Annotated in this window: 16 protein-coding genes; 7 read left to right on the forward strand and 9 right to left on the reverse strand. The window is 57.8% G+C overall.

Annotation, left to right across the window (positions count from 1 at the left end):
- The first annotated feature begins 77 nt into the window (after positions 1-77).
- From ACWPM9_RS13605 to ACWPM9_RS13635, 7 genes are all read left to right on the forward strand, one after another.
- Positions 78-965, forward strand: coding sequence for an MBL fold metallo-hydrolase (locus ACWPM9_RS13605; protein ID WP_428185141.1), 888 nt, complete (start codon positions 78-80; stop codon positions 963-965).
- A 139-nt stretch (positions 966-1,104) separates the two neighbouring features.
- Positions 1,105-2,250: a ribonuclease D gene (gene rnd / locus ACWPM9_RS13610; RefSeq protein ID WP_484755460.1), complete on the forward strand. Its 1,146-nt coding sequence runs from the start codon at positions 1,105-1,107 to the stop codon at positions 2,248-2,250.
- A 14-nt stretch (positions 2,251-2,264) separates the two neighbouring features.
- A complete protein-coding gene (locus tag ACWPM9_RS13615) occupies positions 2,265-2,735 on the forward strand; it encodes a GNAT family N-acetyltransferase (protein WP_484755461.1) in 471 nt (156 codons plus the stop codon).
- 3 nt (positions 2,736-2,738) lie between these two features.
- Positions 2,739-3,716, forward strand: coding sequence for a small ribosomal subunit Rsm22 family protein (locus tag ACWPM9_RS13620; RefSeq protein WP_484755462.1), 978 nt, complete (start codon positions 2,739-2,741; stop codon positions 3,714-3,716).
- A gap of 8 nt (positions 3,717-3,724) precedes the next feature.
- Positions 3,725-4,732 (forward strand): DUF2891 domain-containing protein, encoded by a 1,008-nt coding sequence (locus ACWPM9_RS13625; protein WP_484755463.1) that lies wholly within the window; start codon positions 3,725-3,727, stop codon positions 4,730-4,732.
- A gap of 8 nt (positions 4,733-4,740) precedes the next feature.
- Complete coding sequence (locus ACWPM9_RS13630; protein WP_428185146.1) at positions 4,741-5,025, forward strand: hypothetical protein; 285 nt, start codon at positions 4,741-4,743, stop codon at positions 5,023-5,025.
- 185 nt (positions 5,026-5,210) lie between these two features.
- Positions 5,211-6,569 carry an esterase-like activity of phytase family protein gene (locus tag ACWPM9_RS13635; RefSeq protein ID WP_484755464.1) on the forward strand — a complete coding sequence of 453 codons (1,359 nt, stop codon included), beginning with the start codon at positions 5,211-5,213 and terminating at the stop codon, positions 6,567-6,569.
- 115 nt (positions 6,570-6,684) lie between these two features.
- Here ACWPM9_RS13635 and ACWPM9_RS13640 read toward each other — a convergent pair whose 3' ends face one another.
- The 9 genes from ACWPM9_RS13640 to ACWPM9_RS13680 form a co-directional block, all read right to left on the reverse strand.
- Positions 6,685-6,921 carry a hypothetical protein gene (locus tag ACWPM9_RS13640; RefSeq protein ID WP_428185148.1) on the reverse strand — a complete coding sequence of 79 codons (237 nt, stop codon included), beginning with the start codon at positions 6,919-6,921 and terminating at the stop codon, positions 6,685-6,687.
- A 96-nt stretch (positions 6,922-7,017) separates the two neighbouring features.
- Positions 7,018-7,254, reverse strand: coding sequence for a hypothetical protein (locus ACWPM9_RS13645; RefSeq protein WP_484755465.1), 237 nt, complete (start codon positions 7,252-7,254; stop codon positions 7,018-7,020).
- A 96-nt stretch (positions 7,255-7,350) separates the two neighbouring features.
- Positions 7,351-7,590, reverse strand: a complete 240-nt coding sequence (locus ACWPM9_RS13650) for a hypothetical protein (RefSeq protein WP_428185151.1) — start codon at positions 7,588-7,590, stop codon at positions 7,351-7,353.
- Positions 7,591-7,686: 96 nt separating this feature from the next.
- The gene (locus tag ACWPM9_RS13655; protein WP_428185151.1) at positions 7,687-7,926 is read right to left on the reverse strand and encodes a hypothetical protein; all 240 of its coding nucleotides are present in this window, start codon (positions 7,924-7,926) and stop codon (positions 7,687-7,689) included.
- A 96-nt stretch (positions 7,927-8,022) separates the two neighbouring features.
- Positions 8,023-8,262, reverse strand: coding sequence for a hypothetical protein (locus tag ACWPM9_RS13660; RefSeq protein WP_428185151.1), 240 nt, complete (start codon positions 8,260-8,262; stop codon positions 8,023-8,025).
- Between the two features lie 367 nt (positions 8,263-8,629).
- Positions 8,630-10,150, reverse strand: a complete 1,521-nt coding sequence (gene ppx, locus ACWPM9_RS13665) for an exopolyphosphatase (protein WP_428185152.1) — start codon at positions 10,148-10,150, stop codon at positions 8,630-8,632.
- 10 nt (positions 10,151-10,160) lie between these two features.
- Positions 10,161-12,353, reverse strand: a complete 2,193-nt coding sequence (locus ACWPM9_RS13670; RefSeq protein WP_484755466.1) for an RNA degradosome polyphosphate kinase — start codon at positions 12,351-12,353, stop codon at positions 10,161-10,163.
- A gap of 50 nt (positions 12,354-12,403) precedes the next feature.
- Positions 12,404-13,129, reverse strand: coding sequence for a DnaA regulatory inactivator HdaA (gene hdaA / locus ACWPM9_RS13675; protein ID WP_484755467.1), 726 nt, complete (start codon positions 13,127-13,129; stop codon positions 12,404-12,406).
- Entirely contained in the window at positions 13,122-14,258 is a 1,137-nt protein-coding gene (locus tag ACWPM9_RS13680) for an AI-2E family transporter (RefSeq protein ID WP_428185155.1), read from the reverse strand. The genes hdaA and ACWPM9_RS13680 overlap by 8 nt, the downstream gene beginning before the upstream one ends.
- Positions 14,259-14,531 lie beyond the last annotated feature (273 nt).

Raw genomic sequence — 14,531 nt, forward strand, 5'->3', positions numbered from 1 at the left:
CCGTCGTCTGCCCCGCCGTTGACAGACGCGGTCTCGTCACCACTGATGTTGTGGCATGACGAACCGAGGCAGCTGATATGACAGATCTTTCCGAAACGATGCGCATCTTCGAACCATTCGCCGGGCTCTTTGCCTATTACGATGGACGCATTGCCGGAAAGAGGCTGCATTCGCAGGACGACAACTGGCTGGATGACGGCGCCTATTCGCTCGGCATTGCCACTTACGCGCTGGTCTTTGCCCAGGAAGCCATCGTCTACGACACCCATATGTCGCTCGACCATGCACGGGCCATTCGGCGCCATCTGGAAAGCATCGGCGTCAGTTCCATCCGCGTCGTTCTCAGCCACTGGCACTCCGACCATGTGGCCGGCAACGAAGTGTTTGCCGATTGCGAGATCATTGCGCTTGAGGCAACCGCGAAAGCGCTGGAAGACAATCGCCTGGAACTCGAGACCAGGGGACCGCCCATATCGCCGGTCGTCATGCCGACGCGGGTCTTTACCGAACGCCTCGCTTTCGACTTTGGCCACCGAAGTGTGGAATTGCTGCACTTCGATATCCACAGCGCCGATGGCTGCGTGTTGTGGCTACCGGATGAGGGCATTCTGCTGGCCGGTGACACGCTCGAGGATACCATCACCTATATCGCCGAGCCTGAACATTTAAAGACCCATATCCGCGAACTCACGCGATTGGCGGAATTGCCGATCAAGCACATATTGCCTGACCATGGCGCGCCGGAAATCATCGCCGCAGGGGGATATGACACCGGGTTGATCGAGGCCAATCGCTCCTATCTGCTCCGTCTCATCGAGCATCTCGATGATCCTTCCATCGACGCCCTGCCTTTGAACGCTTTCGTGGCCGAGGATATCGCCGACGGGCGCATCCGCTATTTCGCAGCCTATGAAAAGGTGCATCGCGGAAATATCGCAGCATTGCGCGATCTGAAACGTTTCTGAACGCAAAAATTGTCTGAAAGGTGCAAAAACAGGGCATTCCCTGCACGCACGGCGGGAAAGCCGGCCCGTCGTATTGACATCAGCTGCCGAAAGGGAAAGGAAGATCGTCAATATATAAAACTTCACTTATCGAGACGATATGATCGAGACCACTGCTGAACTCGAGCACGCCTGCCGCGAACTCGCAAAATCCGACTTCATCACCATCGACACCGAGTTTCTTCGAGAGTCGACTTTCTGGCCTGAGCTCTGCCTGATCCAGATGGCGAGTCCCGATGTCGAGGTTATCGTCGACCCGTTGGCGAAGGGCATCGACCTTAAGTCCTTTTTCGCGCTGATGGCCGATAGTTCCGTGGTCAAGGTGTTCCACGCCGCGCGTCAGGACATCGAGATCATATTCCATCTCGGCGACCTCATTCCGCATCCGATCTTCGATACGCAGGTCGCCGCCATGGTGTGCGGCTTTGGCGACAGTGTGTCCTATGACCAGCTGGTGCAGCGGGTCAAAGGCGAACATATCGACAAAACATCGCGCTTCACCGACTGGAGCCGACGCCCGCTGACCGAAAAGCAGCTCGACTATGCACTGGCGGACGTTACCCATCTGCGCGACGTCTATTTCAAGCTCAAGGAAGAGCTGGAGCGTGAAGGCCGGGCCAGCTGGCTGACCGAAGAGATGGCGGTTCTCGAATCGCGTGAAACCTATGATCTGGCGCCGGAAAACGCCTGGCAGCGGCTGAAGATGCGGCTGCGCAAGCCGCAGGAACTGGCCGTCGTGCGCGAAGTGGCAGCATGGCGCGAACGCGAAGCCAGACACCGCAATGTACCGCGTGGTCGGGTCATCAAGGATGATGCGATCTATGAGATCGCACAGCAGCAACCGAAAGATACCGAAGCGCTCGGCCGTCTTCGCACCATCCCCAAGGGCTGGGAACGTTCCAGTGCCGGTACCGCGATTATCGAGGCTGTGAAGACGGCGCTGGCCATTCCCAAGGCCGAGATGCCGCATCTGCCACGTCAGAGCCACGTATCGGATGGCGCAGCTTCTGCGGTTGAACTGCTGAAGGTGCTGTTGCGTATGATTTCGGAAAAGCATGGTGTTGCGGCCAAGATGATCGCCAACAGCGACGATCTCGACAAGATTGCAACCGAAGGTGAAAACGCACAGGTGCAGGCGATGCATGGCTGGCGGCGTGAATTGTTCGGCAATCCCGCCTTGAAATTGATCGGCGGCGGCATTGCCCTACGTTTCGCCGACAAGCGAGTGGAAATGGTGGAACTCTGATCATGCCGGCCGGCATGGTGAGACGCGCGACGCCCGACGATATCCCCTTCATCATGGCAACCGAGCGCATGCCCGGCTATGAGAAAACAGTTGGCCGTTTCGAAGAAGCCACTCACCTGCGCCAGATCGATGACCCGACGTTCCTCTATCTCGTCGGCGCCGATCTTGGCTTTGCAATCTTCACAGACCTCGACGATCATTTTGGCAATGCCTGCCTGCGACGCTTCGCGGTCACGGCACCGGCCAAGGGATATGGCTCTCGCCTGCTTCCCATCGTTCTTGACCACGCTTTCAAAGAACATGGCACGATCCATCGGATCTGGCTTCGCCTGGTTGCCGGCAACAAGGCTGCTATAGCACTCTACGAAAAGACGGGCTTTGTTCACGAAGGCGTTCAGCGGCAGGCTGGCATAAAGCCCGGCATTGGCCGGTTCGACTTTGTGCAGATGTCTATCCTGCGCCCCGAATGGCAAGCTGGAGCATAAGATATGGAACTGCCTTCCCCGCTTCGAAGTGCTGTCGATGCCATGCTCGAGGGTGAGCGCCTCGAGGCATTGTCGCGCGCTGCGGAAACGCTTTCCAGCCGCTACCGCAAGGAAGTGCGTGACGGCCGTCTGCATATTGACGGAGCGATCGCCGCCAAGGCCTATCTGGCAACACGTTTGCCGGCGACATTCGCAGCCGTGCGTGCGGCATTCGATATGGTGACTGAAGCCGATCCCGATTTTGCGCCGCGTACATTGCTCGATTTCGGCGCCGGTCCCGGAACAGTGCTTTGGGCGGCAAGCGATTGCTGGCCCGACCTCGAGCGCGCCCAGATGATCGAGACGAGCGGGGCTATTCGCACGGTTGGCGAAAAGCTCTCCGGGTCCTCAACCGTTTCCACCACCTGGACAGATGGCGACATCACCCGACGCATGCCAGAAGTCGAACCGGCAGAACTCGTGACGCTTGCCTATGTGCTGGACGAACTGCCCGAAACCGCCATTGGCGAGGTCACGCAGCGGCTCTGGACACTCGCGTCCCGGACGCTCGTCATCATCGAACCGGGCACGACGGCTGGCTGGAAGCGTATTCTGGCGGCACGCCAGGTTTTGATAGAGGCGGGCGCGCATCTGCTGGCCCCCTGCCCACATGCACAGACCTGTCCGATCGAGAGTCCCGACTGGTGTCACTTTTCCAGGCGCGTGGCGCGCTCGCGTATCCACAGGCTCGCCAAGAAAGGCGAGGTGCCGTGGGAGGACGAGAAATATATCTTCATTGCGGCATCGCGCGTTGCAGCGGCACCACCGTCTGCGCGTGTGCTGTCACCGCCACGCGTGAACGGCGGGGTCGGTCGGATCAAACTTTGCAGAGCCGATGGACGTGCCGGGGAAGAAATGTTCAGCCGTCGTGACGGCGAAGTCTTCAGGCAAGTTCGCCGTGCAGACTGGGGCGATGGATTCGCCATCGACGAATCCGGCTAGGAGAAGGCATGACGACGCATGAACTGGATCAGGCAACGGCGGAGCGGTTTGCCCGCATCGCGCTTGGTCATGTCGTCAGGCCCTATCCCAACAAGCCAGGTCATGTCCTGTCCGGACCAGGCGACGCCCGCACGCCACAGGATCTGCACCCCGTCTTTTACGGAAGCTATGACTGGCATTCCTGCGTGCATGGCTACTGGATGCTGGCCCGGCTGCTCAATCGCTTTCCAGCGATGGCCGCGAGCACCGATATCATCGCACTTTTCGATACCCAGTTCGTCTCCGACAAGATTGCCGGAGAGTGCCTCTATCTGGAGGCGACCACCGCGCGTGGCTTCGAGCGTCCCTATGGCTGGGCCTGGTTGTTGAAACTGGCGTCCGAACTTGCCGTCTGCCGCGACAAACGCTGGTCTGAAGCCTTGCGGCCGCTTGTCAATGTCATTGTCCGCCGCTTCGTCGAGTTCCTGCCGCTTGCGACCTATCCGGTGCGTGTGGGCACCCATTTCAACACCGCCTTTGCCTTGAGGCTTGCCGCCGATTACGCCGAAGGGGCTGGCGATGGTGCATTGCTCACGCTTTTGCGCGACACAGCGCTGCGCTGGTATGGCGCTGACGAAGATTGCCCGGCCTGGGGCGAGCCATCCGGCGACGATTTCCTGTCGTCAACGCTGATCGAGGCAGAATGCATGCGCCGCCTCTTAGCGGTCGAAGACTTCCTCAACTGGTTCGACCGCTTCTTGCCGGATATCGCTCAAAGCATGCCGGACATCCTGTTCCAGCCGGTCACCGTCTCAGACAGATCGGACGGCAAGATCGCACATCTCGACGGACTCAATCTGTCGCGTGCCTGGTGCTGGCGCTCCCTTGCCGGTGCCCTGGTCGCAGACAATCGCCTTCAATCGCAATTCGAAACCGCTGCCATTCGCCATCTCGATGCCGCCCTGCCCCATGTGGCCGGCGACTACATGGGGGAACACTGGCTTGCGAGTTTCGCCGTTTTGGCACTGGAGGCCTGAAAGCGCTGTTGTCGTCCCGCAAGCTCATCGTCTTTGCCATCATCATCTCGCTGGTGGCGGTCTCGATCCACATGCTGTTCATAGAGTCTATTCTGTCGGCAACGCAGCTTTTCGCGCTGGGTGGATCGCTTGCACTGGCCAATATCGCAGTCGCCATTGGCGGACTTCGAACACCGCAACGGCTCGCCTGGGGCATCTATCTGGCCCTTAGTGCCATCGCCTATATCATGCTCGGATTTGCCACGCCGATCGGCGCGCTGATCCTGCTAGGTCCGATGATCCTCGGCCTGTGATCCGGCTCTCAACCATGCAGCCTGGCACCCGTGGTGAGCTTTTCGGCGATCGACCCGCATATTGATTTGCCGCAAGCCCAAAATCTCCGGGGAGATCACCAAACCTTCATCCAGATGTAATCGAGCGGACATGCACGCATCGTATCGATCGCCGCGTTCCTTTCCTCTTTTCAGTGGTGACATCGATGAAAAAGACCCTTCTTGCTTCCGCGTCCCTTTTCGTTCTGTTTGCAGGCTCAGCATTTGCTGACGAGACCGTTTTTCCAGCCAAGCTCGTTTCTCACGCAATCCTGCCGGCCAACAGCATCATCGCAGCTCCTGCCGATGCAGCGGAGCATCTGCAAACATCGGCAAAGTTCATCACCGCAGACCGCAAGCGCGCAGAGGGCATTGGCACCGTCAAGGGTATGGACGGCACCCGCGAGACCGGCCTTTCGACCCCTTTTGACGGTCAGGCCATGCAGGGATTTTCCGGCATCAAGACCATGGACGACGGCACGTTCTGGAGCCTTTCCGACAATGGTTTCGGCAAGAAGACCAATTCGTCCGATTCCATGCTGATGCTGCATCGCATTGCGTTCGACTGGGACGCTGGCAAGGTCAATGTGCAAAAGACACTGTTCCTCAGCGACCCGGACAAGAAAGCGCCCTTCCCGATCGTCATGGAAGGTGCCGATACCCGCTACCTGACCGGTGCCGATTTCGACGTTGAATCGATCCAGCCGGTTGCTGACGGCTTCTGGATCGGCGAAGAATTCGGACCTTACATGTTGAAATTCAACAGCGATGGTCACCTGACCGATGTGATTGCGACCAAGGTCGGCGATATCGAGGTCACATCGCCAGATAATGCAATGCTGGTCGTGCCAGCCAATCCAACAGCCAAAATGCCAACCTTCAACCTCAAACGCTCGGGTGGCTATGAGGGGCTTGCCATGTCGAAGGACGGCACCAAGCTTTACGGTCTGCTGGAAGGTCCGCTCTACAAGGAAGACGGATCGGTTGAAAAGGCCGGCGACCTGACGGCGCTGCGTATCGTCGAACTGGATGTGGCGTCGAAGGCCTGGACCGGTCGCAGCTGGCTTTACCCGTTGTCTGAAGGTGGAGAGGCCATCGGCGACTTCAATATGGTCGATGATACGACCGCACTGGTGATCGAGCGTGACAATGGCGAGGGAGCGCCAGACAAGGCCTGCGCCGATGCGGCGTCGAAGGATCCGACCTGCTTTGCAACGCCCGCCATGCACAAGCGCATCTACAAGATCGAGATGACGGACGACAATGCCGGTGAGGCGGTCCGCAAGATCGGTTACATCGACCTGATGAAGATTGCGGATCCTGACAACAAGAAGCGTCAGGGTGGTGGCGACGGCTTTTATGACATGCCGTTCGTGACCATCGAGAATGTGGATGTGGTCGATCAGACCCACATCGTCGTTGGCAACGACAACAATCTGCCATTCTCCGCCGGGCGTGCAGTCGACAAGGCCGACGACAACGAATTCGTCCTGCTTGAGGTGGGCGAGTTCCTGTCAGCCAAGTAGACACGGGAATGGCCGGAGGCGTGATCCGCCTTCGGCCATTTGCGTATGGAATGAAACCACACAAGATGGGTCGGGCCATCGGCCCGGCTCCATTGCAATGTCAGTCCAGCATCGCTTAGTCGTGCGACAGAAGCTGGCGGTTGACCAGTGTTACGCTATGGTCGGGAGCGACAACATAGGTTTCGCGATATTCATTGCCATTGGCAGTGAACTGGTTCTCGAATGAGCTGCCGACGGGTGCCTTTTCAAGGTGAGCTGTGGCCGGGATGGAGCCCTGGATTGGCTCGATAGCGTAAGCAGACGATGCGCCGGCGACGGCGGTGAGAAGAGCTGCTGCAAATACCTTGTTCATGATCGTGTTTCCTTGTTTCTTGGTTCAATTTGATCGTCACGGGGGCCTAGAGCCGACACGTGATACGGATTGTTAGTGTCTTTCAGTATCTTGCGATTACTGATTGGACATCATTTCGCGGTTGACGAGCGAGACGCTGTGGTCGGGTGCGACAACATAGGTTTCGCGATATTCATTGCCATCAGCGTAGAACTGGTTCTGGAAAGAGCTGCCGACAGGTGCCTTTTCAAGACGGGCGCTCGATGGGATCGAACCCTGAATTGGCTCGATAGCGTAAGCAGAGGATGCGCCGGCAATGGCGGTGAGAAGAGCTGCTGCAAATACCTTGTTCATGATCGTGTTTCCTTGTTTCCTGGGTAAGCTTCGCCGTCGCGAGCGGCCAGTGCCGCATCGCTGGACGACTGCTTGTTATTGTTCAGTTGGTCGCGATTAGCTGTTGTTGGAAAGCTGTTCGCGGTTGACGAGCGAAACGCTGTGGTCGGGGGCGACGACATAGGTTTCGCGGTACTGGTTGCCATCAGCGTAGAACTGGTTCTGGAAAGAGCTGCCGACAGGTGCCTTTTCAAGACGGGCGCTCGATGGGATCGAACCCTGGATTGGCTCGATAGCGTAAGCAGACGATGCGCCGGCAATGGCGGTGAGAAGAGCTGCTGCAAATACCTTGTTCATGATCGTGTTTCCTTGTTTCCTGGGTAAGCTTCGCCGTCGCGAGCGGCCAGTGCCGCATCGCTGGACGACTGCTTGTTATTGTTCAGTTGGTCGCGATTAGCTGTTGTTGGAAAGCTGTTCGCGGTTGACGAGCGAAACGCTGTGGTCGGGGGCGACGACATAGGTTTCGCGGTACTGGTTGCCATCAGCGTAGAACTGGTTCTGGAAAGAGCTGCCGACAGGTGCCTTTTCAAGACGGGCGCTCGATGGGATCGAACCCTGGATTGGCTCGATAGCGTAAGCAGACGATGCGCCGGCAATGGCGGTGAGAAGAGCTGCTGCAAATACCTTGTTCATGATCGTGTTTCCTTGTTTCCTGGGTAAGCTTCGCCGTCGCGAGCGGCCAGTGCCGCATCGCTGGACGACTGCTTGTTATTGTTCAGTTGGTCGCGATTAGCTGTTGTTGGAAAGCTGTTCGCGGTTGACGAGCGAAACGCTGTGGTCGGGGGCGACGACATAGGTTTCGCGGTACTGGTTGCCATCAGCGTAGAACTGGTTCTGGAAAGAGCTGCCGACAGGTGCCTTTTCAAGACGGGCGCTCGATGGGATCGAACCCTGGATTGGCTCGATAGCGTAAGCAGACGATGCGCCGGCAATGGCGGTGAGAAGAGCTGCTGCAAATACCTTGTTCATGATCGTGTTTCCTTGTTCTCGTTTTAATTTCGTGTTCGGTCTTGGGAGCCGATGATTGAGAAATTGGGGTTTCGAGATCGATTAGCAAGGCGTCGAAATGCGACCGCATTGTTGCCGATAATTGAACAATACAACTGTTGTTTTTTATAACATTCGATTGAGTAATTTCAATGACTTAGCCCTTCACCTCTTTCGACAGGTTGGGAATTCAAGGGAAGTCACACCGCCGTGAAGCATTTTTGATGAGCCTATTTTTCGCTCAAGATCTGCGCAAACTGCCTGTCAAAAAGCAATGCAAAGCCTAAAAGGGCAGCAGCCAGCGCTCCAGACAGAGGCTGGCTGACGGGTCTCGACAATGACGAGTTCTTTATTCGAAGCGGAAGGCCAGTCGCTTGCCGGTCAGTTTGGCAAGCTGTTGTAGGCGACCTTCGATACGTTCGCCGGCAAAGTCGCGATAGGCTTCGGGCACCACAAATTCCAGGTCGATATCGTCTTTGGTGCTCGGCATGAATGTCAGGTTCTGCACGATGCCCGGCATCGAGGCTGAAAACAGATAGACCACCCGCAACAGGCCACCGAGAAGCTTGGCGCGATCGAGAAATCGGTCGGTGGCGATTGTCGCCAGCGTTCCGCTGCGCTTGTCGTCGTTCAAGCCCTCAAAGCGAAAGTAGTTGGTAAGAGCGATGAATGCGCGTCCAGGATGGCTGATACCGATAAAGGAGGAGTGCGCGATAATATTGAGAGCCTGAAGGCCGCGATAGTCGGGATGGGCACGCCAGCTGATATCTGCCAGGAGACAGGCGGCGCGGCGATAGCGGCTTTCTTCCAGCGTCTCTTCAATATCAAAGAAGGGCATCATCCGGCCCGTCCAGTCCGCGATCTCGCGCGCATGCTCGGGCGAACGCGCGCGCAGGATGGCAAGCTCGTTGGCTGCCGTGACAAGCGGGTCGGCGGCTTTCTCCTCTTCGGAGAGAAGCGAATACAGATAGCCCTCGCGGACACCTTGTGCCGAAAAGCAGACACTGGCCGGCTTCATGACATCCAGCACCTCGCGAAGCGCAACCGCTCCATAAGGAATCAAGGCCCGGCGGTTCTTGGAAATGGTGCCCCAGGCGTCTTCCTTGGCATTGCTGCCGGAGATGATTTCATCAAGGAACTGGCCGATCTCGGCTGCGGGCAATTCGTATCCCTGCATCATGTGCAAGGGATATCCCTTGATTTCCATGTGCAGCTTGGCGATGTTTCGCCATGTGCCCCCGACCGCATAGAATTTTCGGCCGGCGCCATCTTCCAGCATTCTGGCATTCTTGATTTGCTTCTTGGCAAAGGCACAGGCCTTTTCAAGAGAACCGCCCGCCGTTTCCGAAAGACGCAAGCCACCGAGCGGCAGAGTTATGCCCTTGCCGACCTCGTTGCCCTTGATGTCGATCAGTTCGAGCGATCCGCCGCCCAGATCTCCGGCGATACCATCGGGTTCATAAAACCCGGAAATGACGCCATAAGCGGAATAAAGGGCTTCCTCTTCACCGGTCAGAACGAGGACGTCCTGTTCGAGGATGTGTTCGGCCTCCTCGATGAAGGCAGGGCCGTTCTCCGCCTCTCGAGCCGCAGCAGTCGCCAGCACATAAAGGGCGGTTGCCTGCGCCTGTCGTGACAGTGCCCGGAACCGGTGCAGCGCATCGAGCGCGCGCTTGATACCGACCTCGTCCATCCGGCCGGTGCCCGCGAGCCCCTTGCCGAGACCGCACAGGACCTTCTCGTTGAACAGCACCGCGGGCGCCCTGGACAATCCCTCGTAGATCACGAGACGGATCGAGTTCGATCCTATGTCAATCACCGAGACAGGGGCTATTCCGGGAAGGCGCCCCTGCGCTTCTGATCTGGTCATGAAGTTCCAGTTATTGTTTGTGTCCGGAGATCAATCCGGCCATCAGCTTCGGCGCACTTTCCTTCAGCGACTCTCCACGGCCCGACAGGCTGGGGTTTGTCATGAAATAGTGTTGCGCGTTGAACGGTTCCTCACCCGACCTGACTTCCATACGCCGGGACGTGCCGTCGGCCAATATCTCGTAGCTCTGCTGATTGTCAATGAGATTGCCCAGCATGATCTGCGTCAGCACCTGTTCATGGACCGTCGGATTGATCAGGGGAACCATTGTTTCGACGCGTCGGTCGAGATTGCGCGGCATCATGTCAGCCGAGCCGATATAGACCTGCGCCTTCTCTGAGGGCAGACCATAACCATTGCCGAAGCAGAAGATGCGGCTGTGTTCCAGGAAGCGCCCGACGATCGACTTCACACGGATATTGTCGGAGAGGCCCGGAACCTGCGGGCGCAGGCAGCAGATGCCGCGGATGACCAGATCGACATCGACTCCGGCACCGCTCGCCTTGTAAAGCGCGTCGATGATCTCCGGGTCGACCAGAGAATTCATCTTCATCCAGATCGTGGCAGGACGGCCATTGCGCGCATGCTCGATCTCTTCGGCGATGTGCTTGAGGATGCGCGGACGCATTGTATAGGGCGACACCGCCAGCTTCATGCCCTCTTCCAGCTCACCATAGCCGGTGATGAAGTTGAAGACATTGGCCATGTCGTGGGCAATCTTCGGATTGCAGGTGAAGAAGGACAGGTCGGTGTAGATCTTGGCGGTCACGGGGTGGTAATTGCCGGTGCCGAGATGGCAATAGGTGCGCAACTTACCGTCTTCGCGGCGAACCACCATCGACATCTTGGCGTGGGTCTTCAACTCGATAAAACCGAACACGACCTGTACGCCAGCCCGTTCAAGATCGCGGGCCCAGCGAATATTGGCCTCTTCGTCAAAGCGGGCCTTCAGTTCGACCAGGGCCGTCACCGACTTGCCGGCGTCGGCCGCATCGATCAGGGCACGAACGATGGGGCTGTCATTGGATGTGCGGTAAAGCGTCTGCTTGATCGCCAGCACATCGGGATCGCGCGCGGCCTGAAGCAGGAACTGCACCACGACGTCGAAGCTCTCATAGGGGTGATGAACGACCATGTCCTTTTCGCGGATCGCAGCCAGGCAATCACCGGCATGTTCGCGAACGCGTTCTGGAAATCGGGCATTATAAGGATCAAAGCGCAGGTCGTCGCGCGGCGCCTTGGCGATCTCCGAAATGGTATTGAGGGCAAGCAGACCCGGCAACACAGCCACGCGGTTGTCCGGCACGCCCAGTTCATGGACCACGAAATGTCGAAGCGATGCCGGCATTTCGGAATCCGTCTCGATGCGGATCACCGAACCGCGGCGGCGGCGCTTGAGCGCTGTCTCGAAGAAACGCACCAGATCTTCGGCTTCTTCTTCCACTTCGATATCGCTGTCGCGGATGATGCGGAAGGTACCGAAACCGGTGACCTTGTAGCCGGGGTAAAGCAGGTGGATGAACATGCCCACCACATCTTCCAGCGTGATGTAGCGGATGGCCGCATTTTCATCCGGCAGTCGCACGAAGCGGTCGAGCGTCGGCGGCAGACGCAAAAGCGCCGTCATCGGCTCGCGGCCCCGATTGCTTTCCAGCTGCAGACCCATGGAAAAGCCGAGATTGGGAATGAAGGGGAACGGGTGGGCCGGATCGATGGACAGTGGTGTCAGAACCGGGAAAATGGATTCGCCGAATTCCGTCTCCAGCCAGGCCTTGTCCTGACCCGACAGCGCAGCCGGGCGCACGATCAGAATATCTTCCTTGGCGAGATATTGCTGCAGGACAGCCAAGGAGGCCTGCTGCTCCATCTGAAGGTTGTCGATTTCCTTGAGAATATCTTCCAGCTGTTCGACAGGCGTCTTGCCATCGGGGCTCTTGATGGAAATGCCCTGGCGCACCTGACCTTCAAGGCCAGCCACGCGCACCATGAAGAATTCATCCAGGTTTGCAGCCGAAATAGAGAGGAACCTGATCCGCTCCAGAAGCGGATGCGCGGTGTTCAAGGTTTCCTCCAGAACACGGCGATTGAACTGAAGCCAGGAAAATTCGCGGTTGATGAAACGTTCAGGGCTCGTGAGCAAGGCCTCCTGCGCATCAACCTCGTTATTGTTTTCCGCGTTCAGTTCCGTCGCTACCGTGTCCATTTCAACCCTCTCAATTCATTTCCCGCGGTCAATATAACAGTTGCACGACTTTACTGTGACAGATCGTCTCCCGCCAACTCATCAGACAGGGCACTGATGACTTCGGAGGCAATCGATCGTGTCACTTTCGTGCGCCGTGCCAGCGCCAATGTGTCGATACGTTCGACAACGGCCTGCACCGCCCCATAAGACCGCTCCATCCTTGGAACGATATAATCGACTATCTTGTCATCGATATTAAGCTGGCGATCCGCAAACAGTTTTACAATCAACTGCGCCAAATCGCCTTCGTCCGGCTCGCCGATCTCCACCATGGTGGCGGCCCTCAACCGTGACTTCAGATCTGCCAATTCGACATCCCAGGATAGCGGCCATGCGCGCGCCGTCATCAGCAGAGACTGGCCGTTTTGCTTGACGCTATTGATGACATGGAACAGTTCGGTGTCATCGAAACCGGTCCGGTCAGCGTCCTCGAACACCACCGGGCTGGCTGCGGCAACCTCAGAGGCACCGGCGCCGGCTAAAGGATGGATGGAGAGCGCGCCGGATGCCTGTCTCCAGATATCGGCGAGATGCGACTTTCCCGAACCTCCCGGCCCGGTGATGATCACCACAGGCGATGGCCAGGCTGGCCAATTGTCGATCATCGCCACGGCAGCGGACATCCGCTCTGAAATCAGGAGATCATCGCGACCGGACGACGCCCTGTGTTCAAAGGCAAAGGGCAACTGTTCGCTGGTCCGGGGCCTTGCGACAACCTTTTTCAACTCACGCATCTGCTTCAGTTCTATTTCCGGCCATACCTTCCGGCACCTTGCTGGATGCCGCAGGATCTTCGTACAAATCACTCTCAAGATACCGCCTGACCGCGAAGCGGACAAGCACACCGACGGCGGCTGCCGCCGGTACGGCGACAAGAACACCGACGAAACCGAACAGGGCGCCAAAGGCAAAAAGGGCAAACATCAACCAGACCGGATGCAGGCCGACGCTGGAACCGACCAGCTTGGGCTGCAGGATATTGCCCTCGATGAACTGGCCGGAGAGGAAGAAGGCAATGACAATGACCAGATGCCAATAATCCGGCCAGAACTGGACGGCGGCGATCCCTGCGGCCAACAGCAGGCCGACAGTGGAGCCGACATAGGGGATAAAACTGATCATGCCGGTGAAGAGACCGATCAGAAGACCGAAATTCACCCCGATCAGGGACAGGCCAACGGCATAATAGATGCCGAGAATGAGGCAGAGCGAGCCCTGCCCGCGCACGAAGCCGGCAATCGTCCGGTCCATTTCCCGCGAGACCTCACGCACATCCGACAGGTAACGACGCGGCACCAGGCTATCGAGCTTGGCGATCATGCGGTCCCAGTCGAGCAGGAGGTAGAAGGCAACCACCGGCGTCACCACCAGCAATGAGACCACATCGACGATGGCCTTGCCGGAATTCCAGATCTGCGCCAGCAATGTGCCGAGAAAGCTCACCCCCTCGGACAGATATTTGGAGAAGTTCTCGCGGATCGTGCTGGTCTGGCTTTCCAGCCAGCTGGGCAGCCAGCTTGCATTGGAATGGGCAACGAGATTTTGCAGGTCGGTGAGATATTGCGGCACACGCTGAATGAAATCATTGAGCTGGGTTGCCAGCACCGGGATGATGATCATCAACGACAGAACAAAAACGACGATGAAAGAGAGCAGGATCACGACCGTGGCCCACATACGGCTCAAGCCGATCTTTTCCAGTCGATCCGCCACCGGATCCAGGAAATAGGCCAGCGCCATCCCGGCAATGAAGGGCAGCAGGATGGAGCTGAATGTCATCAGGAAGAGGATGAAGACGGCAAGCGCGCCAACCCAGAAGAGCACTTGGCGACGCAGGCCTGAGCCGCTGATCTGTTGGGACATGCGTTATCTTTCTTCGGTTCGGGTCGTATTTTTTGCCGATGACGGCCGCTTCGCGCGTGCATTCACGAATATGACAGCGCGCGCCGGGGAGCAAGGCCGTTCGCTTTCTCGTATGGGGTGCAGACCCGAGCCGAGTTGGGGGCGAACCACCGTTATTACAAGAACCTGCACGGCCGCCGCCAGCAGGATAGGCATCGGGGACGGCAAAAAACCAGCGGGTTGAGGGCCTAGCGCCTTGCATCCGACGCGCTGTCATGCAATTGCCACCGCAAC

This window comes from Agrobacterium sp. H141 (assembly GCF_057158725.1).